The 23,550-nt window shown below is 42.0% G+C and carries 35 protein-coding genes and 2 pseudogenes; 18 read left to right on the forward strand and 19 right to left on the reverse strand.

Going from position 1 to position 23,550, the window contains the following annotated elements; genetic code table 11:
* Position 1 precedes the first annotated feature (1 nt).
* From L1077_RS21660 to L1077_RS21700, 9 genes are all read right to left on the reverse strand, one after another.
* A complete protein-coding gene (locus L1077_RS21660) occupies positions 2-370 on the reverse strand; it encodes a hypothetical protein (protein ID WP_237138957.1) in 369 nt (122 codons plus the stop codon).
* On the reverse strand, positions 363-584 hold the full coding sequence (locus tag L1077_RS21665) for a helix-turn-helix domain-containing protein (protein WP_237139011.1): 222 nt from the start codon (positions 582-584) through the stop codon (positions 363-365). The genes L1077_RS21660 and L1077_RS21665 overlap by 8 nt, the downstream gene beginning before the upstream one ends.
* Complete coding sequence (locus L1077_RS21670) at positions 571-1,923, reverse strand: AAA family ATPase (protein WP_237138958.1); 1,353 nt, start codon at positions 1,921-1,923, stop codon at positions 571-573. The genes L1077_RS21665 and L1077_RS21670 overlap by 14 nt, the downstream gene beginning before the upstream one ends.
* Before the next feature lie 75 nt (positions 1,924-1,998).
* The gene (locus L1077_RS21675) at positions 1,999-2,298 is read right to left on the reverse strand and encodes a DUF1364 domain-containing protein (RefSeq protein WP_237138959.1); all 300 of its coding nucleotides are present in this window, start codon (positions 2,296-2,298) and stop codon (positions 1,999-2,001) included.
* Entirely contained in the window at positions 2,295-2,744 is a 450-nt protein-coding gene (locus tag L1077_RS21680) for a DUF1367 family protein (RefSeq protein WP_237138960.1), read from the reverse strand. Before L1077_RS21680 ends, L1077_RS21675 begins: the two co-directional genes overlap by 4 nt.
* Before the next feature lie 4 nt (positions 2,745-2,748).
* On the reverse strand, positions 2,749-2,970 hold the full coding sequence (locus tag L1077_RS21685) for a helix-turn-helix domain-containing protein (RefSeq protein WP_237138961.1): 222 nt from the start codon (positions 2,968-2,970) through the stop codon (positions 2,749-2,751).
* Positions 2,967-3,227, reverse strand: a complete 261-nt coding sequence (locus L1077_RS21690) for a hypothetical protein (RefSeq protein WP_237138962.1) — start codon at positions 3,225-3,227, stop codon at positions 2,967-2,969. Before L1077_RS21690 ends, L1077_RS21685 begins: the two co-directional genes overlap by 4 nt.
* 10 nt (positions 3,228-3,237) lie before the next feature.
* Positions 3,238-4,227 carry a helix-turn-helix domain-containing protein gene (locus tag L1077_RS21695; RefSeq protein ID WP_237138963.1) on the reverse strand — a complete coding sequence of 330 codons (990 nt, stop codon included), beginning with the start codon at positions 4,225-4,227 and terminating at the stop codon, positions 3,238-3,240.
* A complete protein-coding gene (locus tag L1077_RS21700) occupies positions 4,224-4,454 on the reverse strand; it encodes a hypothetical protein (RefSeq protein WP_237138964.1) in 231 nt (76 codons plus the stop codon). The genes L1077_RS21695 and L1077_RS21700 overlap by 4 nt, the downstream gene beginning before the upstream one ends.
* A gap of 95 nt (positions 4,455-4,549) precedes the next feature.
* Between L1077_RS21700 and L1077_RS21705 the strand changes: the two genes are divergently transcribed.
* Positions 4,550-4,849, forward strand: coding sequence for a hypothetical protein (locus tag L1077_RS21705; protein ID WP_237138965.1), 300 nt, complete (start codon positions 4,550-4,552; stop codon positions 4,847-4,849).
* Positions 4,850-5,065: 216 nt separating this feature from the next.
* Here L1077_RS21705 and L1077_RS21710 read toward each other — a convergent pair whose 3' ends face one another.
* Together L1077_RS21710 and L1077_RS21715 are read right to left on the reverse strand one after the other, a co-directional pair.
* On the reverse strand, positions 5,066-5,461 hold the full coding sequence (locus L1077_RS21710; RefSeq protein WP_237138966.1) for a hypothetical protein: 396 nt from the start codon (positions 5,459-5,461) through the stop codon (positions 5,066-5,068).
* Positions 5,462-5,468: 7 nt separating this feature from the next.
* Entirely contained in the window at positions 5,469-5,804 is a 336-nt protein-coding gene (locus L1077_RS21715; protein WP_237138967.1) for a hypothetical protein, read from the reverse strand.
* A gap of 169 nt (positions 5,805-5,973) precedes the next feature.
* On the opposite strand from L1077_RS21715, the gene L1077_RS21720 reads away from it, so the two are divergent.
* The gene (locus tag L1077_RS21720; protein ID WP_237138968.1) at positions 5,974-6,408 is read left to right on the forward strand and encodes a helix-turn-helix domain-containing protein; all 435 of its coding nucleotides are present in this window, start codon (positions 5,974-5,976) and stop codon (positions 6,406-6,408) included.
* 46 nt (positions 6,409-6,454) lie between these two features.
* On the opposite strand, the gene L1077_RS21725 is transcribed toward L1077_RS21720, so the two are convergent.
* Both L1077_RS21725 and L1077_RS21730 read right to left on the reverse strand, forming a co-directional pair.
* Positions 6,455-6,706 carry a hypothetical protein gene (locus L1077_RS21725; RefSeq protein WP_237138969.1) on the reverse strand — a complete coding sequence of 84 codons (252 nt, stop codon included), beginning with the start codon at positions 6,704-6,706 and terminating at the stop codon, positions 6,455-6,457.
* A gap of 516 nt (positions 6,707-7,222) precedes the next feature.
* On the reverse strand, positions 7,223-7,378 hold the full coding sequence (locus L1077_RS21730) for a hypothetical protein (RefSeq protein ID WP_237138970.1): 156 nt from the start codon (positions 7,376-7,378) through the stop codon (positions 7,223-7,225).
* Between the two features lie 249 nt (positions 7,379-7,627).
* Here L1077_RS21730 and L1077_RS21735 point away from each other — a divergent pair, with 249 nt between their 5' ends.
* From L1077_RS21735 to L1077_RS21805, 15 genes and pseudogenes are all read left to right on the forward strand, one after another.
* Positions 7,628-8,548, forward strand: a complete 921-nt coding sequence (locus L1077_RS21735) for a Rad52/Rad22 family DNA repair protein (protein WP_237138971.1) — start codon at positions 7,628-7,630, stop codon at positions 8,546-8,548.
* A gap of 2 nt (positions 8,549-8,550) precedes the next feature.
* Positions 8,551-9,564, forward strand: coding sequence for a DUF1351 domain-containing protein (locus L1077_RS21740; protein ID WP_237138972.1), 1,014 nt, complete (start codon positions 8,551-8,553; stop codon positions 9,562-9,564).
* A 54-nt stretch (positions 9,565-9,618) separates the two neighbouring features.
* The gene (locus L1077_RS21745; protein WP_237138973.1) at positions 9,619-9,792 is read left to right on the forward strand and encodes a hypothetical protein; all 174 of its coding nucleotides are present in this window, start codon (positions 9,619-9,621) and stop codon (positions 9,790-9,792) included.
* Between the two features lie 46 nt (positions 9,793-9,838).
* A complete protein-coding gene (locus tag L1077_RS21750; RefSeq protein WP_237138974.1) occupies positions 9,839-10,585 on the forward strand; it encodes a hypothetical protein in 747 nt (248 codons plus the stop codon).
* A 27-nt stretch (positions 10,586-10,612) separates the two neighbouring features.
* A complete protein-coding gene (locus L1077_RS21755) occupies positions 10,613-11,356 on the forward strand; it encodes a hypothetical protein (RefSeq protein ID WP_237138975.1) in 744 nt (247 codons plus the stop codon).
* Positions 11,356-11,739 (forward strand): annotated as a pseudogene (gene ssb / locus L1077_RS21760) (single-stranded DNA-binding protein); the annotation flags it as partial. The gene L1077_RS21755 and the pseudogene ssb, both read left to right, overlap by 1 nt.
* 52 nt (positions 11,740-11,791) lie before the next feature.
* Positions 11,792-12,112 carry a hypothetical protein gene (locus tag L1077_RS21765; protein ID WP_237138976.1) on the forward strand — a complete coding sequence of 107 codons (321 nt, stop codon included), beginning with the start codon at positions 11,792-11,794 and terminating at the stop codon, positions 12,110-12,112.
* Between the two features lie 28 nt (positions 12,113-12,140).
* Positions 12,141-13,043: pseudogene (gene rdgC, locus L1077_RS21770) on the forward strand (recombination-associated protein RdgC); the annotation flags it as partial.
* Positions 13,026-13,247: a DNA translocase FtsK gene (locus L1077_RS21775; RefSeq protein ID WP_237139012.1), complete on the forward strand. Its 222-nt coding sequence runs from the start codon at positions 13,026-13,028 to the stop codon at positions 13,245-13,247. The pseudogene rdgC and the gene L1077_RS21775, both read left to right, overlap by 18 nt.
* 10 nt (positions 13,248-13,257) lie before the next feature.
* The gene (locus L1077_RS21780; RefSeq protein ID WP_237138977.1) at positions 13,258-13,446 is read left to right on the forward strand and encodes a hypothetical protein; all 189 of its coding nucleotides are present in this window, start codon (positions 13,258-13,260) and stop codon (positions 13,444-13,446) included.
* On the forward strand, positions 13,439-13,645 hold the full coding sequence (locus L1077_RS21785; protein WP_237138978.1) for a hypothetical protein: 207 nt from the start codon (positions 13,439-13,441) through the stop codon (positions 13,643-13,645). The genes L1077_RS21780 and L1077_RS21785 overlap by 8 nt, the downstream gene beginning before the upstream one ends.
* 12 nt (positions 13,646-13,657) lie before the next feature.
* Positions 13,658-14,146 (forward strand): hypothetical protein, encoded by a 489-nt coding sequence (locus L1077_RS21790; RefSeq protein ID WP_237138979.1) that lies wholly within the window; start codon positions 13,658-13,660, stop codon positions 14,144-14,146.
* 2 nt (positions 14,147-14,148) lie between these two features.
* Positions 14,149-14,775, forward strand: coding sequence for an MT-A70 family methyltransferase (locus L1077_RS21795; protein WP_237138980.1), 627 nt, complete (start codon positions 14,149-14,151; stop codon positions 14,773-14,775).
* The gene (locus tag L1077_RS21800) at positions 14,772-15,074 is read left to right on the forward strand and encodes a hypothetical protein (protein ID WP_237138981.1); all 303 of its coding nucleotides are present in this window, start codon (positions 14,772-14,774) and stop codon (positions 15,072-15,074) included. Before L1077_RS21795 ends, L1077_RS21800 begins: the two co-directional genes overlap by 4 nt.
* A 29-nt stretch (positions 15,075-15,103) precedes the next feature.
* Positions 15,104-16,381: a tyrosine-type recombinase/integrase gene (locus L1077_RS21805; protein ID WP_237138982.1), complete on the forward strand. Its 1,278-nt coding sequence runs from the start codon at positions 15,104-15,106 to the stop codon at positions 16,379-16,381.
* A 27-nt stretch (positions 16,382-16,408) separates the two neighbouring features.
* On the opposite strand, the gene L1077_RS21810 is transcribed toward L1077_RS21805, so the two are convergent.
* The 6 genes from L1077_RS21810 to L1077_RS21835 all read right to left on the reverse strand — a co-directional run bounded on the left by L1077_RS21810 (position 16,409) and on the right by L1077_RS21835 (position 22,334).
* The gene (locus tag L1077_RS21810) at positions 16,409-16,735 is read right to left on the reverse strand and encodes a YbaB/EbfC family nucleoid-associated protein (protein WP_039607771.1); all 327 of its coding nucleotides are present in this window, start codon (positions 16,733-16,735) and stop codon (positions 16,409-16,411) included.
* 59 nt (positions 16,736-16,794) lie between these two features.
* Positions 16,795-19,374 carry a DNA polymerase III subunit gamma/tau gene (gene dnaX / locus L1077_RS21815; protein WP_237138983.1) on the reverse strand — a complete coding sequence of 860 codons (2,580 nt, stop codon included), beginning with the start codon at positions 19,372-19,374 and terminating at the stop codon, positions 16,795-16,797.
* Positions 19,375-19,379: 5 nt separating this feature from the next.
* Positions 19,380-19,925 (reverse strand): adenine phosphoribosyltransferase, encoded by a 546-nt coding sequence (apt, locus tag L1077_RS21820; RefSeq protein ID WP_237138984.1) that lies wholly within the window; start codon positions 19,923-19,925, stop codon positions 19,380-19,382.
* Between the two features lie 386 nt (positions 19,926-20,311).
* Positions 20,312-21,082 (reverse strand): HvfC family RiPP maturation protein, encoded by a 771-nt coding sequence (locus L1077_RS21825; protein ID WP_237138985.1) that lies wholly within the window; start codon positions 21,080-21,082, stop codon positions 20,312-20,314.
* Positions 21,082-21,921, reverse strand: a complete 840-nt coding sequence (locus L1077_RS21830; protein ID WP_237138986.1) for an HvfB family MNIO-type RiPP peptide maturase — start codon at positions 21,919-21,921, stop codon at positions 21,082-21,084. Before L1077_RS21830 ends, L1077_RS21825 begins: the two co-directional genes overlap by 1 nt.
* A gap of 38 nt (positions 21,922-21,959) precedes the next feature.
* Positions 21,960-22,334 carry an HvfA family oxazolone/thioamide-modified RiPP metallophore gene (locus tag L1077_RS21835; RefSeq protein WP_237138987.1) on the reverse strand — a complete coding sequence of 125 codons (375 nt, stop codon included), beginning with the start codon at positions 22,332-22,334 and terminating at the stop codon, positions 21,960-21,962.
* 195 nt (positions 22,335-22,529) lie between these two features.
* On the opposite strand from L1077_RS21835, the gene L1077_RS21840 reads away from it, so the two are divergent.
* Positions 22,530-23,510, forward strand: coding sequence for a tRNA-dihydrouridine synthase (locus L1077_RS21840; RefSeq protein WP_237138988.1), 981 nt, complete (start codon positions 22,530-22,532; stop codon positions 23,508-23,510).
* Positions 23,511-23,550: the final 40 nt, after the last annotated feature.

Consider the following 23,550-nt stretch of genomic DNA (forward strand, 5'->3'; position numbering starts at 1 on the left):
TTTATAGCAGGGCTTGCTCGGCCTTTAAAAGCCACAGTTCAGCACTGCTCTTATTCGGGAATCCGGCCCATGAAACAAGGTTTATCAAGTGGAGCTTTTTAATATATTTACCGATCAACGCTAAGCGCTCATAATCATTGAGTTGATTAATTCGCTTAGTCAGTGATTCGATATGCTCAGGGGTATATATCCCGCTTGAACCGTGAGAGTGTAAATGTAAATCAGAACTAAAGTTGGTACCGCCCAAATCGCAGCATTCTTTTATTTTTTGCACATTGGACTTATTTGAATACCCCTGAACCTCTTGTTTCGATGCCCAGAAGTTACCCCACTGCCTCAAATCTCTTCTTACTTGCTTTATGTTAGACATTGGACACCTCCGCAATTTTCATTGGATCTAATTTGCATATATCTTTGACGATGCTTGTTAAATCATCATATGGGATTGGGACGTGGCCCTTTTCCCATCTTTGATACCTTCTTCGACTAACACCGTACAGTCTCGCTATATCTTCTTGCGTGTAACCTTGATATAGCCGAGCTAGCTTTAGTATTTCAAAGCCCCTCAAATCAAACCTCTCCACGCATGCGGGCAACTTCTTTTTCCACTCTGTTAAGAGGTCTATAAATGAGATTACTTGATTTTGCTGTTGCAGTGGTTTGGTCGGCAGTAAAAAGACGCTGAAAATCTAATTTCACACCTCGTCGCTCAGCAAACATTCTCACCAAGCCCTTTGTAATCGACTCCCGAAATTTGTACCATTTGGGCCTGCCTTTAAGGCCTGTATCAACTATTGCACCAAACGAAGGGCGCTTTAATTTCTTTAGCTCGTCTTTCAATTCAGCATTATTGATCGGCTCAACACCTAGGCATTCACAAACTTCGTTATAAGAAAAAGCTACGTGCTCTAAGCTTCTGATTGTGTCTGCTGAATCTGCCAGAGCCCATAAAATATGATGGTACTGCTCTTGCCTTCCAAGCGTAGCTTTGTCATAAGGTTTCTTTTCGTCGTGGACAATTGTGTCTATAGCGTGATCTAAAGAGCGGAGGAAAATTTCAAATGAAACTTCATCGACACCACTCCTTCTCAATTCAACTAGGATTTTTTCACAAATAAGATGTATGTAGTGAGGGTATCCATCACTTAAGCCCGCTATTCTTAAGCGAATATCTTCATGTAATTTCACACCAAAATGGTCGAAAGCCCGATCAATAATCTCAAACCTACCATTCCAATGAAGCGGCTCTAAAATGACTTGGTGAATTTGCCTACTGCTGGATAAATGGCCACCCATTAACTCTTCAAGTGACTCAGCAATCCCTGTAAATATAAAGCGAACGGAAGCACCTTCATTACTAAGATGCTTCAGAAGAACCCCAAAACGCTCGCGCTCTTCACTTGCCCCTACCGTGTCAAATTCATCGACAACAACAATGGTATTGTCTGAATAAATTGCAGCAAGATTATTCAAAACATCAACAGCGCTAATTACATCAGTGACGCTATCAGCCAAATTAGAGGTTCTTTCAAGCTCGGTACTTGTTTTCTCATATTTCAGGCCCGCAACCGACACACCAAGTTTTTGTGATGACAAAGAGCTTTTATTATTAATTGAAGTCTCTATTTTTCGCACTATCTGCTTTATGATGGAAACAAACGTAGAATCTTTATCACAATTAATCGTCAGGTATGGCTTATCACTACTTTGGATGGTATTTGCAACAGAATATGCTAGAGATGACTTTCCAACGCCTCGCTCCCCATAAATAAAGCAATGCCTGCCTGGTGCATACATCGCCTCTTCAATATTATCTATCTCAGCTTCCCTACCATATAGATGCTCAATAGACTTTACTGGCTCTGATGGGGTTAAAACCTCATGTAGCTCTCGGAAAAATTTGCTCTTTTCTAAGTTTTTCATTTATCAGCTCCTTGGAAAACTTAAATATAATATCTGAACTATTTCAATACAGGTAGTAAGAACTTTGGAGTGACATCAAGCCACCTTTATTAAGTCTTGCTCAAGCCAAATGCACTGAGTTCTAACCATGCCTTCGTATGCGCATTGCTCTACAAAATCTAAGCTATGCTTGCGTGTCCGACGGTCGATTTCATCATGACAAGCGCTACAACAGAAAGTCGCGTGAATGTCATCGCACTTTTGACCCATACCAGAGCCTTTGCCAACGTGAGCAAGTACGACAGTTTCAGGGTTTCCATTGCATACACCTGGTATACGAACTTGGCACTCTTGACCCTTTGCACTATTCCTTAGTTTTTTACTTTTTAAACTCATGCGTAATTCATTACCTTATTTACTGTTTCTTCTACTTCGTCATATGATTTGTAGCTACTTAGTACATGCTGAAGGAGTGCATCTATTGATCTTGAATAGAGACCCTGAAACTCGTCCTCTTCCATTTTGTGAAACGCTATCGACTTTGCACGAACCCTTACAGAGCTATCTGGGTAGCCAATCACCTCATAATACCCAGCCTTTACAGCCACCCACTTTCTAAATTCATCAAAATTCTTTAGCGGTATAAGTGTTCGGCCGTTGTGTTCGATAGGCTTTGGCGTGAAGTGGTCAAACGCCATCTTTAAAAGTGACATATATTTTTTATGAAAATAGATGTTTCTAGGCCGAACCAAGTTACAACGAACAACATCGCCAACCTTAACAGTGCGCGCTACCTCTTTGTCTTGCTCATCAACAGGCATAAACCCATTAATTGTGCGCATAAGCTTAATTTCCATTAAAGCCACGTGCCTCTTTGCATACGTCTAGAAAGTCCTGACCCAACCCCTCTACTACACCGACAACATCTCTGAAATCGGGGTTACTCTCTTTATTTTCCCAGCGCCTAAGAGTTCTTTCTTCAACACCATAGTGTTCAGCAGCTTCAGCTTGAGTTAACCCTGCACGCTTACGCGCTATCCGAATTACTTGTGATGCCAATAGATTCATGCAACCTCCTGATCTGAATTTGCAGCTTCCTTTACTTGAATGCGATATTCATAGAGCCTTGATGTGCCTTTTCTAACTCTTTTATGCTTGGTTAAAAATGGGCTCTCATGAACGTTTCGCCATCTTGCTGACATCGCAGCCGGTGTATCTGTCTTTTTAAATCGGCGCCTACTTTCGTCACATACCTCCTCAAGAGTCCAGTACTTATCACCAGTTATGATTGCTTGTAATCGATCTTTCTGAGTTTTTATTGCCATATTCCTTCACCTATAGGGCTATGTTTTGTCGCTCTAAAGCATTGATTAAATCAATGCGCAAACGACCCGCTCGCCACTCTTTAAGCAGGTCATCTTTGTGATTTTGAGGTAGGCTTGAAAATTGATAGCCAGCAACCATGGCCTCACCAACCTCTTTTCTAGTCGAGTATTCGCTGATCACACCAGAAGCTGCGAACGAAGATTGGTGGCCGCTTTGTTTCTCTCTCAAGCGCTGCAAGCCAAGCTCTTTAAGCTCAGGACTTACCCATTCATATTTAAACCGCTGCCAGCCCCTTACTACCCACTCAGATAAGCATTCATCAACAGTCAAACCCTGCTCAGTCGCGATAGTGATTTGTTTTTTGTAATAAGCGATTATCGTCTGTGTTACGGGAACCTTGTTCGCTTTGCGTGACGCTTCCCAGTCCTTGCGAACTTGCTCGCTCGGTTGTTCTGGCCATATCGAATAATCGAGAGAATTTTTTGATTTATTTTTTAATGGTTCTTTGGGTGGTTCTAATGACTGGTTCTGAGATCCGTTTTCGGGGGTATTCAAAGATCCAATTTCGGGGGTATTCACCGATCCGTTATTGGGGGTATTGGAATTAGCAATACATCCGCTTTTGGGGGTATTAGCTTTTACCCCTTGCTGAACGCCCTGGTTTATATGGGCCTCTACAGGGGTAGAATTACCAATACCCCCGCTTTTGGATGTATTAGGTTTTTCACCTTCTTCAATACCTATTATGCGGTAAACCTTCACTTTGCCTGTAGAGCCTTTACGCTTACCTGTGTCCTTAATTAAACCGAGAGTCTCTAGCTTCTTAATATTGGAGCCAACCGTCTTCTCATTTAATCCTGTGTCTTTTACTAATCTTGCAATGCTGGGCCAGCAGCAATGATCCTCATCGGCTCTATCAGCAAATGAGAGCAAGAGAAGTTTTTGTGTTGAGGTGCTTAGCTCTTGCCGCCAAGCCCAGTCAGTGGCAATTCTACTCATAAACCACCCCTGTTTGATTTTTGGTCTACTTGTGTCATAATCATTCCTGTTGAAGATTCGAAACCCGCGCCCTCGCCAAAGTTTGCGGGTTTTGTTTTATCTAGGCTTTTTATTTTCTGATTTTTCCAGCTCACACCGACAGGTCTTACAATTGCCTCCGGCACTATTTTGCTTACATTGCTTTTTACCCGGCCTATGCCCGGGGTGTTGTTCATATAAATTTTCAAACATTTGAGTTCCTTATTTGGTTAGAAAGCTCCTTGTGAGGCTGATATGATGCATTTCGAGCACAATGCTTAATCAACCTTAAAGGAGTAAATTTATGTCTATTGAAGACAGAGATCTTGATTTGGAAAGCGCAAAAGCCGCATACATGATGTATAAAGCCCAAGCGGGACTTAATTTTTTGCTGGAAATGTTTGGTCGCGACCTTGCCGTGCAAGAAGGTTACACTTGGCTTACTCAAGACGGTATAGAGTCTGTTAAATACTATCTTATGCAAAAGCATAACTGGTTACCCGCACAAGTTAATTCAATGTCACTTGAAGATTTATCTTTCGCTGTAGAGCGAGAGCGATCTTCTTGGACTTTGAATAAAAAATATCGCGGTATTGTGGATTAGCAGTTTGCGCAGCCTTGTGAAAATAGAGCTGCGCTTCCGCCACGCCTTTGTTGAACTTAAGCTTGTCACAGCAATCATTGAGTTTTTCACACGCATTAGCTAAGCCTTTTAACTTCTGACTCAGTTCATCTGTATTTAAATTAATATACATTCCTTTATTTCACTCCTGAAAAGTGTGGGTACGGATCCAAAGAGCAACTGTACCCATCAATTAAGTTATTGCTGGGTACAGTTAGAGCTGAGGGTTTCAACACCCGAATGAAAAACGCGCACCAGTTCTTGCGAACTTGCTGACCATGGTTTTATTTGTGAAGCAAGTTCATGCGCTACAGCAGAACCAGGTAGCTTTGTATTTGTATACGCGATGAAATAACGCCATAGCTTTTCTCGTGCTAAATTGCGGCTTTCAAGAAGGCGCTGCGCGCGCTCCCCTTCTGTACAGTGCTTTTCTTGCGACGCTAGAAATTCTGCATCACTACACACCCATAGGTGATAAATTTCATCTTGCGCTAACAGTGGATAGTCAGTCGGATCAAAACCACCGCTGGACGTTTTAAAGAAACGTATAAAACCATGGTTATTTAATGCTTCTATTAATACTTGTTTATTCATTGCGCACCTATGAAACCAGCCTCATAACTGAACTTACAAAGTCACACTTGTCGCTTTGAGGTTGGTCAACCCGAACCTTTGCAAGCGGCTTGCTCGTTTTATTCCCAGTAAGTTTAACAAGCGCAAAAGCCGAGTGTTTTTGCGCCCGCTCACTATACTTCCTTTGAGCGTCGCACACTGAGACTGCATTCTCGGTATGCCTTGCTATCACTTGAGCTACAGCTTCAGGTACTCTTCTATAACCAAATGCATAACTTCGAATAGTAGCCTCGGCCTTCCCTGTTGCTTCACATAGGGTGTTCAGCTTTTCGGGATTCTGTTTTATCCAATCCTTTAGGTTCATCTCGCACCTCAATTTACATTTTGTAATTTACACTGTAAATGATTTACTAAAGATTATCAATCATAAGTGTTCAAGTTAGCAAACATTGTCACTTTGGATGTAATTCAATTGAATTGATTACACGTTATGTGTAATATTGGTTGTAACATAGTGAAAACTTAGGTTTGAGATGAAAATTCCAGCGTGGGCAGCTAAAGCACAAGAGCTTATGAAGGCCCAAAAAGTATACCAGAAAGACTTAGTGAGTGTTTTTGACGTGAAAAGCGCAAGTGCAGTTAGTCACTATTTCAGTGGTAGGAATAAGATTACTCCTGACCAACTAGCTAGCCTTGCTGAACACCTTGGGGTTTCAGTAATCTCATTGATGGGCGAGGAGGAGCACGTTCAAGCTGATCCCCATCACCTAGATACGGATAGCTTGGTAGAGGCGCTGCAGGCTCTGGTAAGGCTGGACAAATTACCAGATGCGGAAATTATCAATCTTTTTAATACTCTTGAAAAATTACAGCTTGATAGAATTGCAGAGGTGTACAGCGTTTACGCTGAAGCCAATAGAATTAAAAATGAGAAAATAAAGAGATTACCTAGTAAGGTTACAGCTTAAAGTATACAAATATAAATTTTTTAATAAAAAGCGCCAAGAGGCGCTTTTATTTTTTGCTTTCAAATTCATCCCTAAACTTTAGTTGCAGCGCCTCCATAGCTAATGAACCTTCTTGTACTTTACCTCTCGGTATTGAGTATTTTTTTAGCGCCATGTGAAATTCCATATTCGCGATATTTGTCATATCAGTGTCGTCACTATGCTTTTTAGCCGAATTTACCAGCCCAACAAACTCCTTAAGGGCAGAGTAGGAAATCAGAACTCCTAGGCATAAGTAACCAAACTCAAGTAAAGCCATTGCATCTCCTTATTTGTAATGCGGCTAAGTAACTTTCCTTCCCCGAAAGATACACGCCGCGAATACAATCGTCAACATTATGTTAATCAATTGTATTCCATCACTGTAAATAATTGCAAATAAGCTTGTTTCTGTAATGGCTTTCTCAAAAAACCTGATCATTTGAAGTATTGTAGCTAAGAAGAAACAGCCTCCGATTGCAATTGTAAGCGGGTCTATTTTCAATTTTAGAGCCTGATGAGACTTGGTTACACTCAAGATCACCAGTATATTGATGCAGCTAAATGAAAAGTGCCAAATCGCCTTAAACACCAACCCATCTTTGAGCGCCAGCTTATACAAATAAGGTGTTAACATATGCATGGCCATTAGAGCAAATATGGAAATTGTCATAGTCAAACTAAGACTGTCCAACCTCCTGTATATAGCCACATATAAAGACCATAAAATAAAGCTAGCAAGCACAATGTGCTTACTAATTTCAAGCAATCCAATTTCGAAGGCTGTGCCTATCATTTATCCTCCTAGATTATCTTTTACTCTTGGTAGTTTAATGACGCTCCTAGCTTGGGCTTGGGTAGGGTCTAGGCCTGCACCATTGGTTCCACCTTTTACATCTTTTAAATTCCTCGACATAACATTCTGCCCTAGTGCGTTATTAAGTTCTTTCATTGTCTCTCCTTATTAAGCGAGCAGGTTAATAATAACCAAAATCACCAAATTGTAAATCTAAAAGTAATTTAAATACAAAATAAATGTAATCACTTGACAAACCAAAACACCTTAAAGTAAATTGATTACAACAAAGATTACAAAGCGTAAATCAATACCAGTCTCTGGCAATCGAAATGCTAACACAGTTGTTGAGTAATTCGGGAATTAATAACAAGCGCTTTTAATTTAGTAATAGTGAGTATATTCATGACACTTAAATCAAAACAGATACAAAAATTACTAAGTAACCCACTTGAGGCTCATGATGTTGAGTTTCTAGTAACAGATAAAACTATCTCTAAAGATGGTTCTATATGGGTCAAAGTAGTCCCTTACATTACAGCAAGGGCTGTGCAACAGCGTTTAGATGACATCTTCGGTTTGACGGGGTGGCGTAATGAGTTCCGCGAAGTAAAAGGCGGTCAAATGTGCGGGCTGAGTTTGCTGATTGAAGATCAGTGGATTACCAAGTGGGATGGCGCCCCTCTTACTGAAATAGAAGCATTAAAAGGCGCACTCTCTGGCGCAGGTAAAAGAGCAGCTGTCCAATTTGGCATTGGCCGTTACCTATATGCTATCGAGCCTTATTACATTAACTGCCAGCTACTAACAGATAAATCTGAGTGCACCGCTAATTATGTATTAGTAAGGCACGACACAAGCGAAAACGAATCAACTTATCTTGCGGCTCAATGGGAAACCCCAGAACTCCCCTCTTGGGCTCTACCTCAAGCTGATTTTGAACCTTACATTCAAGAAATCAATAACTCTGATACAGAAACAAAGCTAAGAGAAGCTTATACAAAAGCAATCAAGTACGCAGAGGCATTGGGTAGAAAAGACCTGAAAGACCAAGTTAACAAAGCCCGAAAAGAGCAATTAGAGCTAGTCAAAGATAGTGCTGCTCGCAAACGAAAAGAGCAGCTAGAAGGCTTTAGGAAAAAGTTTTCAAGCTTTAAACAGCAACTTGAAACCGCTGAAAACGAAACAGTTCTAGAGCTTGCATATAAGAAGATAAAACCTGAATTAAAAGGCTTATGCCTCTCTTTATCTATTAATCACTCAGATTGCGAAAACCAAATTAACCAAATCAAGCAACAGCAAATCACACGTATCCAAGGAGCGTAACGATGACACAGCAATCAACAGACTTAACTACTTTAGCATTTAGCAGCGAATTGACTGAGCAAGGCCTTAAAGAGCTTAAAAGACGGTACCCCAAAAGCAAAGTTCCAGATATGACTATTGATGAGAACTACAAGCAAGGGCGCCAAATCCAGATTGAAGCAAATAAGCTTACTTCCAGCTTAGATACTCGCAGAAAAGACTTAGCAAAACAGCTGAAGTTAGCTGGTGATGACTTAATCGCTAAAGCGAGTGATATTTACACCCCTTATGTTTCCGCATATAAAGCCGAACAAGCTAGACGTAAAGAGATTGAAGATAAGAAAAAGCGCGAGCGTGAAGCCCTACTCAACGCGCAGCGCGCAGAAATAGCCCAAATAAAAGGGTTTGTTGATAGCTGCAAAGGCGCATCTCTACAGGAAATTTCTGATTGTCTCGAAGCTGTGGACTCAATTGATACATCAGTTTTCGATCAAGAGTTAATTCACGAAGCCATTGAAACCGTTGAATCAACAATTCAGGCTCTGTGGCAAATGCATGCAGACACAAAGCAGCGCGAAGAGCTAGCCGCACAGCAAGCTGAACTAGAAAAACAATTAGCTGTCGGCAAAATAGCGCTGGCACCCACCGAAATGATTGGAAAAAGCAGCGACGAAATATCGGCAAAAATCACTGAGCTTCAAAACAAACCAATTACTGAAGAGTTTTTTGCAGATGCAGTTGCCGCTGAGCAAGCCGTCTCTATCGCTATTTCACAACTAACAGCAATGCGTAACCAAGCGTTGCAACTTGAAGAAGTAGCCGTACAACAAGCGCCAGCCGCAAATGATGATTATACAGTTGAAGAGTCAACAAGCGCCGAAACCACGATTTACAAATACAAATTCTACGACCAATGGCCTGCCGAAAGTGAATTAGCACAAAGCGCTGCGCTAAGGGTTATGAATATTAAGCTAGGTGAAGCTGAAGATTACATTCGCCACTTAACACAGCAACTTGAGCGTACGCAGGCAGCATAAATTTATCCCAATCTGAGGAGGGCTTAGCCCCCTCTTATTATGAAGGAATATGAGATGAACTTTTTAAAAACCCCAGAAGAAGCCGAAGCAATTACAAATAAGAGGGATGCTCTCATTTTGGAAGACCAGCGCAGACAATGCAATGCACGGCGCCGCATAGAACTACATAAAGACAATATGGATTTAGCTGCATTACACCGCGAAACGTGGGAGCTGGATACGCTATAAAGCCCCAGCTATCAAGCCAATTAATAGATAAGTTAAGGACAGAATTATGCCTAATCATATAACAAACATTATTGAAGCAAGCCCAAAAGTAATCGAATCAATGCTCAATGAGGAAGGTTATATCGATTTTAATTGTGCAATCCCAAGGCACGAAGACTTAAGTCTCAATGATGCAGATTCAGTTTGTAGCGTGGCAGAGAGTGCGGCGCAGCTCATGTGCAAAGAGAAGATAAGCGACAACGAGTTGCTGGGCAGAATGCAACTTGTCAATCAGCTTCGCTCTAGCGCTTTGGACATGTCAGATGAAACTTTTGAGCAGTTCGTCATGATGATGCGAAACAAGCGAAATCACGGTCATTACCACATGATGGACTTTGCAAGAACTGCATGGGGCACGAAGTGGAATGCATATGGCCAAAACCCAGAGAATAACAAAGGTTCTGAGGTTCGCTTTAAAACAGCATGGTCACACCCAAAACCTGTAATTATCGCTTTATCAAAGAAACTCCCCGAAGAGAAAATCTCAATTAAATATGCAGATGAGGATACAGGAAGCAACTGCGGTACTTACATTATCCAAAACGGTGAGATGTTGATCTGTGATATCGCTCCCAACTGGAATGAGCAATCCCAAGAGCAAAAGCGTAAATACTCAAAATTCGCTTTTCAAATTACCAAGCCTGAGATGGATCCCCGTGAATATGGTTACAACGAAGATTGGGACTATGACGAAGCAGTTTCAGATCAGTATTGGGCCGAGCGTGATGCGGCTGAAGAAAGCACTAAAAGCTAATTTAACTTTGAAATTAAGGACAGAACAATGAGTGAAGAAAACCAGTTTATACCAACAATCGACCCAAGTGATACAAGCGTACAGGATATGTTTGGTCAGGTTTTGCAGCAAAAGATTCAGGATGGCGCTATTGAAAAAGCCATTTCTGCAAAGGTAGATGGGCTGATAGAAGATGTTGCAGACCAAGCATTCAGATCGTACGGCGACCTTGGCAAGGCAATGGAGGAAAAACTAACCAACGCAATCATACCTCAACTTGAAAAGATTGGTGATCTACCTACTTATCACCAATTTGTAATCAATAGATTAGCAGAGGCAGCACAAGACTTTTACGACCAAAAGCTCGCAGCGAAACTTGATGAGGAGCTTAAAAACATCATGGGCGAGGTCCCTGATGAAGTTTCTCTATCTTGGCTTGTTCAACAAGTAATGGAAGGTGCACAAGAAGATAGCGGTGACTATGAAGGTGAGATTTACCTTAAAATCACTGAGCGTAATTATGGCAGCTTTATCAATGTTTACCTCGACCCTTGTGGCGAATCAGACCGCCATGACTGCAAGTATGACATTCATTTATGCGAGCAAGAAGATAAAAAGTGGAAGGTTATTGGCCTCAGAATTGACGGCGGAGATGTAAGGGAAAGAAAGGCGCTAGGAAGTTTATATCGACTAGAAAAGATCCTTTTCAACATGTGCGTAACTAAAGCCACAATTGAAATGGATGGAGGGTTGAACTCGGGTGAGTACGAGACTTATTGGAGTAATGACTAATGGCTCGCGGTGTCAATAAAGTCATTCTGGTAGGTCATCTCGGCCAAGACCCTGAAGTGCGCTATTTGCCCAACGGAAATCCTGTGGCAAATATCAGCTTAGCTACAACAGATAGCTGGAAAGATAAAAGCACTGGTCAGCCAAAAGAGCGTACTGAATGGCATCGCATAGCTATTCACGGAAAACTAGCAGAAGTGGCTGGGCAACACCTGCGCAAGGGTTCACACGTGTATATCGAGGGCAGTTTGCAAACGCATAAATGGGAAGATAGCCGCGGCCAAACGCAGCACACAACGCAAATAGTAGTGAACGTAAACGGCAAGATGCAGATGCTAGGCAATCCAAATAATACAGGGCATCAACACCAGCAGTATAACGGCGGTATGAATATTTAGCTCATCGAGGTTAATTATGTTTTGTGTATACGGAGTAAGTTTGGCCAAGTGTCGTAAAGCGGCAATCAAGAAAGTAAATGACCTGCGTGGTGATGATGCGCCAAACAATGCGAATGATTGGGAAGTAAAAGTAGCCGAGCTGCAGCAAGACCTATTTGAAAAGGCAAAGCCCACGAGCATTAGTGGTGAACTCTCAATGCCAAGTTCTGTAGACGAATACATAGCTCAAGCAAAGAAGTTACCTGACCAGTTTAGAAACTTAAAAGGCATGAAAAAAGTACCTGTACTTGATGCTGAGGGGGGGGGTAATGACCACCAAAGCTGGTCGCCCCAAATTTCAATGGCTACCTATGTAGCCTGAACAGAATTTAAAAACTTAAGGAAAGAAAATGAGATTCACAAACCTAGTAGTATATAAATACAAAACTCCTGTTGATTACTCACAGGAACAACTTGAACAGTTACTTCAGCAAGACGCATTCAGAAAATGCGGCGCTCAGGAGTACAGTACATTCGGTTGGACAAATGCGCTTGGTAAACACGGCCTCACCCTCCCCCACTTTTCAAAAGAGTTTATTTTGCTATGTGCAAAGCGCGAAGAGAAAATACTACCTGCAGCGGTAGTTAATGAAGCTCTCTATGAAAGAGTTCGACATATTGAACATGAAGAAAGTCGCCTCGTTAAAAAGAAAGAAAAAGACGAGCTAAAAGAAAGTATTATCACAGCTCTATTGCCGCAAGCATTTACAAAATCAAGCTGTCACTTTGCTTTTATCGATACTAAGCGCGGTTTGTTTGTAGTTAACGAGTCGAGCTTTAACAAAGCGGAGCAGCTAGCAGCGCTATTCAGAAAGTCAGTCGGTACACTTCCTATAATTCCTGCATTTTGTGACTTTGATTTAGACGTACACCTAACTGATTGGTTAACAAAAACGCAAGCCCCTGAAAGCTTCACTCTTGGATATGATGCCAAGCTTGAAGACCCGACAGACGAAGGGGATGAGGTGGCATTGAAGCGTCATGCACTGGGTAGTGACGAAACAAGATTGCATCTAGACAGTGGAAAGCGCGTCACTGAGCTTGCGCTCAAATGGAGTGAGAGCATTGAATTTACGCTAAAAAATGACGGCTCACTCAAGCGCCTTAGTTATTCCGACACCATCAAAGAATCAAATTCTGACATTCCAAAAGAAGATATAGCAGTAAAGCTTGATGCTGAATTTTTACTATGCGCCGGTGAAATTAGTGAATTACTAGATCGCCTGTTCACTTCTATGGGCAGCTCAGATAATGAAGAACCTCAAAGCAACGATAAACCGCAGCATTACCAAGAAGCAAAAAGTTTCATTATTGAAACTGGAAAGGTAACTGTATCAGCTTTACAACGCCACTTAAGAATTGGTTACAACAACGCAGCAAACATTTTAGAAGAACTTGAGAAAGATGGAGTTATAACTGCCCCGGGCTATAACGGACGAAGAGAGTTGGCTGCATAAGGAAAGTGACATGTATTACGCAATAGGTAGAGAGGCGGAGTGGCAAGGCACTAAGCATGAAATTATTGGGATGGCTCCCGCCTGTAAGGTTGGTCTAGGTGAAGGCTATGCAGCCCTACTATTAGTTGGCAACACTTCAAAGTATGTAAACACCAGTGAGCTTAAGTTAGCCCACCAAAGAGGAGGTTCAATTGAGTAAAGCAACCACTTTAGAGCAATTGAAAAATAGACACGGCATACAAGCAGCAGCGATAGTGACCAAGCAGCTCAACAACATTAACTGGAAAATAAACCCGAATGATGTTGGTTGGCTGTACCACTACCCTCAGATTGCTAAGCAGCCTGGTCGCTCTGCGCGTGTTTACCATCGCTTAAACAACTTAAACCACATTGATTAAAAAGGAATTGATATGAACCAGATATATAAAAGAGCAATTGAACACTGGGGTGCCGCAGCACAAGTAAGCATGGCTATGGGTGAGATGGGAGAGCTTACCGCTGAATTAAATAGATTTCACACCCAAAATCGCAAAGACCGTTTATGTAATCTTCAAGACGAAATAGCAGACGTTCAAATCATGCTTAACCAGCTAAAAATGATGCACGGGCAGTTAGCTATAGAAGAAATCATGGAGCAAAAGCTAGCTCGCTTGGAGAGTATCATCGATGGACAGCAACAACACAACCACTCAACAATTGAGCCACCTAAAAACGTATTTACATATGAATACAACGAAGATGAAGGTCTAACTACAATCTTTGCAAATGGCCAGTACGTAACAGAGCTAGTTGAGGAAAATGGAGATCCAGAAGCTTCAATGAATTGGTTTGCTAAAGCTTATTCAATGACTAATTTTGCTCTTGAGTATCAACACCCAAACAATACAACTGAGGCCTGAAAATGTTTAAAGAATTTCAAGAGCAAAAATTCGGTCTGATATACGCAGATCCCGCATGGCAATTTAACAGCAAAAAATCTGGTGGCTCTATGAAGTCTGGTGCAGCCCAACATTACGACACAATGAGCGTAGATGAGTTAAAAGCAATGCCTGTCGATAGCATTGCAGCAGACAACTGCATTTTAGTTATGTGGTACGTGGGAGCCATGCCTGAAGAAGCTATCGAAGTTGTTAAAGCATGGGGCTTCACTCTTAAAAATATGAACGGCTTTATGTGGAATAAACTTACAAAAAATGGCTTACCTTTTTTTGGTATGGGTTACTGGACCCGTTCAGGTAGTGAGTCAGCCATCATCGCAACTAAAGGCAAACCTAAAGTCGCGTCACGGTCGGTGCGCGCGGTTGGTAATTGCGAGCTGAATGGTGATGAGCTATTTAAAGCTATCAACTATTCAGGTAACTACCCTGTTTTGGAGCATAGCCGCAAACCGAATGAGTTCAGAGTAAAGTGCGAAGAGTTGGCAGGTGATGCGCCCAAGGTCGAGCTATTTGCACGGACATCAAAACACGGTTGGTCCGTGTGGGGAAATGAAACAACCAAGTTTGACGCTAAAGGAGAGGCAGCATGAATAGCCTGGACTGTCTACAAGAGCTGCTAGAAGCTGATTTATTGAACCAAGTAAATCAGCTACGAAATGAAATAACGCAACTAAACCAAAAGGTAGAGGAATTAGAATCTGGTAATGATGACTGCTTCGTCAAACTAAAAAAAGGCGCTCACATACTTGGCATGACTGAAGGTGCGCTGTATCAGAAAATCTATCATAGCAAAGCACCTCAAGGTGAAATTTGGAAAAAAGATGGGGGTAGTCGTAACTCACCTATTTTCGTAAATGTAGCACAAATACGAAAACATCTTATAAACTGAAAATACCGAATCACTATAGAGTTGTTAAAATGGATGTAAAAATTGAAGATAAACTTAAAGCAACAAAGGGAGTGTACTGCCACGGTGGAAAGCTAAGGATTCATTTCAAGCTACCAGGCGAAAGTAACTACACAAAACGAAGCTTAAGCATAGAGCCAACTTTGAACAATATCGATTTTGCCAATATGAAGCTACAAGCAATTAAGCTTGATATTGCAAGCGGCATGTTCAAAGTTGATCCAGAGGGCTTTTGGCTTAAGCACTTCCCCAACGAGGTTAAACAGCCCGAATTTAAGCTATCAACTGTTGAGCAGTGCATTGAACTCATAAGAGAAACGCGAGAACTAGAATTGTCATACAGTTCTCGTGAAAAGCTTCGCACTGGAGTCAATGTAATGAAGAGGTATGGCTTCCTGCACAAGGAGATTAATACAATTACCCCTCGCTGTATTGAGCTGCTCAGGAAGAAAATGCTGCGAAACCTAGCCCCCTCAACTGTTAGAGAGTATCTGTTAGTCCTCAGGCGTGCACTGGATGAAGGTGTAAAAAACGGAGAGCTACCCATGAACCCTTTTCAGAATGCTTCTCGATTAACAACTGAAAAAGATCCCTCTGAAGATGATGATGTTGACCCGTTCACTCAGGAGGAATTAGAAAGGTTGCTTGATGTTATTCATGTTCCTCAGACAAAGCGCATGACTGAGTTTTTAGCTTGGTCAGGCTTACGACCCGGTGAAATGAAAGCGCTTGCATGGGAAGATGTAGACCTGTTCAAGGGTATTGTTCATGTGAAATATAACATTAATCGCAAAGGTGAATTAAAACCACCTAAAACCGCCGCTGGTATTCGTAAAGTCGAATTAATGCCTCGTGCATTAAAAGTACTGAAAGAGCAGCAAGAGCATACATACATGCTAGCCCCAATTAATGAAACACTACATTTAAAACATGGGAGAAAAAAGAAAATTGAAAGACGAAGAGTATTTTTAAGTAGGGAGAACAAGCCTTTTTTGCGCCCTGAGCTAACAACAGCACCTAAGCAATGGGCTGGGTGGTTAAGAAAAGCAAAGCTTATTCATCGTGAACCATATCAACTCAGGCACTTTTTCGCTTCACAAATGTTGATGGCAAAAGCAGAACCCGCATGGCTAGCAAAACAGTTGGGGCACAAAGATTGGGGGATGATCAGGACGGTCTATGCTCGCTGGATAGTTGATGAAAGACCAGAGCACAGGGACGAAATTGCGGCTAGATTGGGCCAAAACAATGTCCCACATATGTCCCAAAGGCACCTAACCGCAATTTAAGCTATTGATTTTTATATCAAAAAACCCTTAAAAAGGCATCTTGAAGCCTGGTGGCATTTGCATTCCACCAGTCACGTCTGACATGCGCTTTTGTGTCTCTTCACCTACACGGCGAACTGCATCGTTTACTGCAGCGGCTAGTAAGTCTTCAATCATGTCTTTGTCGTCTTCCATTAGGCTCTCGTCAATTTCTACACGACGAACATTGTGGCTACCAAGCATAGTTACTTTTACAAGACCAGCACCTGCTTCACCAGTTACTTCTAAGCTTTTGATTTCTTCTTGGGCTTTTTCCATGCGCTCTTGCATTTGCTGAGCTTGCTTCATGATATTGCCCATTCCACCTTTAAACATAGTGTACTCTCTTACTTCAATAATTTAATTGGCTCAAAGATAAAGTCTATTGCTGTCAATTACAATGCCTTTACCGATTTTTCATTTACTACCGCGTCAAACTCAGCAACCATGGTCTTTATTATGGGGTCTGAGTTTACCGCGTCAACGGCTTCTAAATACCGTTTTTGATCAATATCTTGTTGAATTAAAAATGGCGTTGATTTCACCTGCTCTACAAATTCCATATGCAACTCTACAGGCTCGTTCAAAGCAAGTGTAAATGACTGCTGCAATTTGTCTCGTAGCATAGGCGAGTCTAAATGTTGTTGGCTCTGCTCAGCCTTCAGAACGCAAGTGTTACCCTGTTTATTAAACATGGCATGCAAAGCAAACTGCCTAACGCGACCACTCAATCCCATCTTTTCAATCAAGCTTGCCCAATCATCTTTCTCATGTGCAAATTTCAAACTACTAATTGGGCTAGTAAAATTCTCAGGAATGGGAATTTCAATCACATGCTCTGGCTCATCAGTTTTAGCCGGAGCTGGAGATAACTGCTCAAGTAATTCTGGTGCTAATTTACTCTCGTCTTTTTTAAAGCGCTCTGTGATTTCTGGCTTTTTAGCACGTGGTACTGGTACGCGATGGGTCGTCGCCACATTTGTATTGGTTCGTTCTGTACTCTGAGGCTCCGCTGTCGTAGAAGAAGGCTGTGCCTGAGTTTGTATAGGCATACTCGTTTTACTCACAGCAGTTCTGTGAGAGTTCAAAGTACTTTGATTAGAATCAGGCTTTTTTGGCTCTTCAGTGCCTCCCAGCAGCTTGCCTGCGCCAGATATTTGTCTGTTTTGTAAGATTTTGGCTATCGCTGATTGTGCTTGGCCTTGCTTTTGCGAATAAAGCTGACTAGCCGACGGTGCAATTTCTGCATGGACTGGCGATGACATCTCGCCAGAATTTGAAAAGCCTGCTGATGAACCCGATTCACTAAAGCCCTGAGCAGTGGCTTGAGCCATTATATCGTTATACTGTTGATCAAACTCTGATGGGCCTGAATCTGCCTGTGAAGACTCACTCTCAGGTAAAGAGAGGTTAGCAGGCTCAGATTGTTGAGGCGCATATTGTTCGGGTACCGCCTGCGGTATCTGCATAGGTGGCTGCTGAGGCGAATGTTGCTCAGGTGCCATCTGCGGAGTCTGCATAGATGGGTGCTGAGGGGCATGTTGCTCAGGTACCGCCTGCGGTGTCGGCATAGATAGTTGCTGAGACGCATGTTGCTCAGGTGCCATCTGCGGAGTCTGCATAGATGGGTGCTGAGGGGCATGTTGCTCAGGCACCGCCTGCGGTGTCGGCATAGGTGGTTGCTGAGACGCATGTTGTTCAGGTAACGCCTGCGACTGCACTTGTGACGGCTGAGGCATACCTTGCGCTACTGCATTTGATTCAGGTGCGTTTTGAACTGTTTTTTTTTGGTTTTGATTCAGTATATCGCGCAGTGCACCAGCCTTAGACTTTTTAACCTCCCCATGATTTGAAGAAGTTGAAACTGGCGCTATGCTCGCTTGTGAAAAATCAGTGCCTTCAAAAGCAAGCAATCTCAACATCACCATTTCAAAACCCAACTTTGCATCCGGTGCCCAACTCAGATCTTTTTTACCGCTTAAAAGTAGCTGATATAAAAGCTGTGCAGTTTGAGGGGATAACTGTTCAGCAAGTGTTTTAACTTGCTGTTGGTCAAATTGACCTACATGCGCCGCTTGTGGAACTAACTGAGTCAATTGAATAACGTGTAATAACGCGATTAAATCATCGATGACGCTGACAAAGTTTCCGTTTTTGAGTGCGATATTCTCAACTTCTGCCATCATAGCACTGCCATCTTGGCATAATACTGCGCTCATCAATAACATCGCATGGCTACTATCCATCAAGCCAAGCATCTGTTGTACAGCGGTGACGGTCAAATTACCATTCGTTTGCGCAATAGCTTGATCAGTCAAACTCAACGCATCACGCATACTCCCATCAGCCGCTTTTGCCAAAATGTTGAGCGCATCATCTTCAAACTGAAAGTTTTCTTGCGGTAGTATCTTAGCCAACTGTTCTACAATTTGACCTTTTGCCATTGCATTAAGGTTAAACTGTAAGCAGCGCGATAAAATCGTAATAGGGAGCTTTTGAGGATCGGTCGTCGCTAGCAAAAACTTTACATGCTCTGGCGGCTCTTCCAACGTTTTTAGCAAAGCATTAAAACTATGCTTAGACAGCATGTGTACTTCATCAATGAGGTACACTTTATAGCGTCCACGAGTGGGAGCATATTGGACGTTATCTAAGATCTCTCTTGTGTCCTCGACTTTTGTCCTTGAAGCAGCATCAATCTCAATCAAGTCAATAAACTTACCTGATTCGATTTCTATACATGTGCTACATTGACCACAAGGTGTCGATGATATGCCCTCTTCGCAATTTAGACTTTTCGCGAAGATCCTAGCAATAGTCGTTTTACCCACACCTCGGGTACCTGTAAACAAATAAGCGTGGTGTAACCTTTGCTCATTTAAGGCGTTTATTAATGCCTGTTTTACATGTTCCTGCCCCATCATTTCATGGAATGACTGAGGTCGCCACTTTCTTGCTAAGACCTGATAGCTCATTGATACTACTCGCCGTCGAACTCTACTAATTTTAGAATATTAATGCCCAGTGCAGTCACTCGCTCCTCACCGCCTAACTCTGGCAATGAAATAACAAAAGCGGCATCTGTCGCTTTACCACCTAAGCGAGATACCAATTGCGCTGTCGCTTCAATTGTTCCACCAGTTGCCAATAAATCGTCAACCAACAATACTTTATCACCTTCTACTACTGCATCAGTATGAAGCTCTAATGTATCTTCACCATATTCTAATTGGTAAGACTGACTGATCACCGCTCTTGGTAATTTGCCCGGCTTGCGCACAGGAATAAATGGAATACCAAGCGCTAATGCCAGTGGGGCACCAAAAATAAACCCGCGAGATTCAGTGCCAATAATTTTATCAAATCCTTGGTCTTTATACGCAGCAACAAATGCGTCGATTGTTGCTTGGAATGCTTTTGGGTTAGCAAGTAATGTTGTTACATCTCTGAACATGATCCCCTGCTTTGGGTAATCAGGAACAGTTGCAATGCTATCTTTGATCAAAGACAAGTTTTGTTGTGTCATAATCGTTCGTTTTTCAGATTTCTTTTAGAAAGAAAGTGATTATAACAAGAAAGGATCGACTTTAAACGAGAATGGAAAAAAATCGAAGAAAAAACGAGTAAAGGTACAATAAATGGGCCAAACTCGGTGAATAAGTAACCCATAAAATCTTGCTAATTTGTTATCATAGACGCATCTAGAAGTTTAGCCACCTAAATAGATCCAGCCAAGGATCGCATTTAAGCATCCGATACCAATAAAGCATGCAAGGAAAGCGAGAAAATAGGAAAGTTTGAATGGATCTTTTCGTTCAGAGTTAGACATGAGGACAACCTTAGTTATGTGCCTTGAAACCAAATAAGAGACTCAAGGCGTTAGCACAAATCGCGTTCACATCTTAGTAGAACTTATGACATCAATAAAGGTGAGCGGCTGCTTTTATCAACGACAATTCCTTTTTCAGCGAACTGTTGTAAAGTTTGTAGTGCACCCACTGCCAATTGTGCAGCTGTAAAACCAGCAGTTTGTTGGGCTATTTGCTCACAAATCTCCAAAACACTCATACCTGGTTGCTGCTCAACGCTAGCCAGCAATAGACTTGTCATTGGATTTAATGCGATAAACTGGATTTCTTCTTCTAAATCTCGATACACGACAAAGCTATATGGCCCCTCTTGAGGTTGCTCTGGTTGATAATCAACTTGAATTTGGTGGACTGGAAACCTGTACTGCACACATTGAGCAACACTAGAAAGAAATAAGGGTTGATTTTCGTCGAGCTCAGCATCAAATAGCAAGTCATATTTATCGCGCTGCAAAATCGACACGTTCAGTTCCACCCATTCATAATGTGCTAATTCAAACATAAATACCGGATCTGACTCATTAGGGCGATAACCTTGATCCAAATACTTTAAAAACTCCTGACTGATCTCCAAAAAATAAGGACTTGTGCATTCATGCTCAGCAAAAAACTGCCTGACTAATGCTATCCAGTGTTTCTCATCATATAGGCTTTTTAATACAGGAAACGCTGATGCAACAAACCCCTCTACATTATTAAAAAACAACTCTCTATAAATTTTCATTCTGCGATCTTCAATATCGCTAGGTTTTACCGTATTTTCAGGATCTTTAATATGGGCAACAAAAGCAGCTTGAACTTCTTGAAATGACATTAAGCAATCCCTCTTTGCTGCTTCTGATGCACTGCTTGAGCTTGATGTATTTGCTGTACTTCAGTGAGCAGTAAATTTAGAGGTGGAATATTAAAGTCACGCTCCAATAGCGTTGGAAACAGCCCGTGTAACTCATACGCTTTTTGCAGTAACGTCCAAACAGGGTCGCAAACATCTGCTCCATGAGTATCGACTAATAAATCTTCCGCCTCTTCGTAGTGGCCTGCAATATGACCATATGCAATTCGTTCAGTTGGCATTGCGGCAAGAAAAGACATAGCGTCGTAGCCATGATTAATCGAGTTTACATAGATATTATTGATATCCAATAGCAAATCACAATCTGCCTCTTGTAAAACAGCAAGCGTGAAGTCAAGCTCAGACATTTCTTGTCCTGGCGCCGCATAATACGACACATTTTCGACAGCTATGCGCCTCTCAAGTCGCTCTTGAACCTCAGCAATCCGCTTGGCTGTATGCATCACAGCTTCTTCAGTAAACGGGATGGGCATCAAATCATACATATGCCCATTGCCCGAACAATAACTGAGATGCTCGCTGTAGCACTTGACGTTATGCTGCTCAAAAAAAGTTTTTAAATCAGCAATAAATTGAGTATCTAGCGGATCTGAGGAGCCAAGTGATAAGGATAAACCATGACAAACAAAATTATGCTGCTCAGTTAACTGCTCAAACTGCTTAGCAAACCGCCCACCCAGTGTCATCCAATTTTCTGGTGCAACCTCGTAAAAATCCACCATATTAGGCGCACTGTTCAAAATGTCATCCAACATTTCTCTGCGCAGGCCAAGTCCGACATGGCCGAAACTCTTATTCATTATCACTTCCTAATCTAAATGCCACGCGACACTATTTATTAGTGGCTACCACCACATTTGCCTTCACCGCATTTACCTTCTTTGCTTTTAGTGCTGCCACCACATTTACCTTCGCCACACTTGCCTTCTTTACTTTTTGCTGCGCCACCACATTTACCTTCGCCACACTTACCTTCTTTACTTTTTGCTGCGCCGCCACATTTACCCTCGCCGCACTTGCCTTCTTTGCTCTTTGCGTCACCGCCGCACTTACCTTCGCCACACTTGCCTTCACTCGCATCTACTTGATAACCCGATGTCATAACTTCATAAGAAAATGGGTTTGCAGAAGCCTCTCCAGAAGCCAGAGCCGCAGAGCTGACAACTGCTGCACTTAAAGTTAACGCTAAGGAATTTTTCTTTACTGTATTCATAATTTTTCTCTCAATCATTAATTCGGGTTCATTTAATAGACCCAGTTACCTGAAAACAAATTTCAAAGTTTTTCTTTTTTGAGTGTACAGCCATACACAGTGGGTACTTAGAGTATGAGGAACAGATAAGATTTATATTAATAATTCGCTCCATCTCATATAGAATAGCCCGAATTTTAATTTGGTGCAGTACTGATGAAGCTTATATTGGCCCCAATGGAGGGCGTTGTCGACTTTAAAATGCGTGAATTACTCACAGATATCGGTGGTTTTGACCTATGTGTCACTGAGTTTGTTCGTGTTGTTGACTTAACTTTGCCTAGACGTGTATTTGTCCGTTATTGCCCAGAATTACTCAACGGTGGACTGACGCGATCAGGCACCCCCGTTAGGATACAACTATTAGGTCAAGTACCTCATGTACTTGCAGCGAACGCTCGAAAAGCTGTCAAGCTAGGATCACATGGTGTTGACTTAAATTTTGGCTGTCCTGCAAAAACAGTCAATAAGAGTAAAGGCGGTGCCGTATTACTCAAAGAGCCAGAACAAATTTACCAAATCATCAAGGCAGTGCGTGAAGCAGTGCCTGACGAGCATGTGGTAAGCGCGAAGATCCGACTCGGGTTCGATGACGATGCAAATAGCAGTGAAATTGTTGACGCAGTGCAAAGTGCAGGTGCGTCTAGCTTAGCTATTCACGCAAGAACTAAACGCGACGGCTATCGTCCCCCTGCATATTGGGAAAAAATACCGCCACTACTTGAACGATTAACCATTCCAGTCGTTGCTAATGGGGAAATCTGGCAAGTAGAAGACGCAATTAGATGTCAACAGCAAAGTCAATGTGAAGATTTAATGTTGGGCCGTGGCGCCCTTGCTACCCCTGATTTGGCCGCAAAGATAAAAGCACATATCAATAAACAGGATTACAAACCACTTGAATGGCAAGAAGTGGTTTACCATATTGTTCATTCTTCTATGCATCAAGATGAGAATGTCAGTGAGAAATACTTTTCTGCCAGAACAAAGCAGTGGCTTGGTTACTTAAAATTACAATATCCTCAAGCACACGATTTATTCGAGGAAATAAAACGCTTAAAAGCCAAGTCCGAAGTTGTCAGCGTATTACAGAAATACGCAAAATCTCCGTCTCTTGATTCAAATCATAACGTCTAAGTTACTCTGCAATAGATAATGGGCCTTCAGAGGAGAAGCT

It is taken from the genome of Pseudoalteromonas luteoviolacea (assembly GCF_021654285.1).
GTDB classification, from domain to species: domain Bacteria; phylum Pseudomonadota; class Gammaproteobacteria; order Enterobacterales; family Alteromonadaceae; genus Pseudoalteromonas; species Pseudoalteromonas luteoviolacea_J.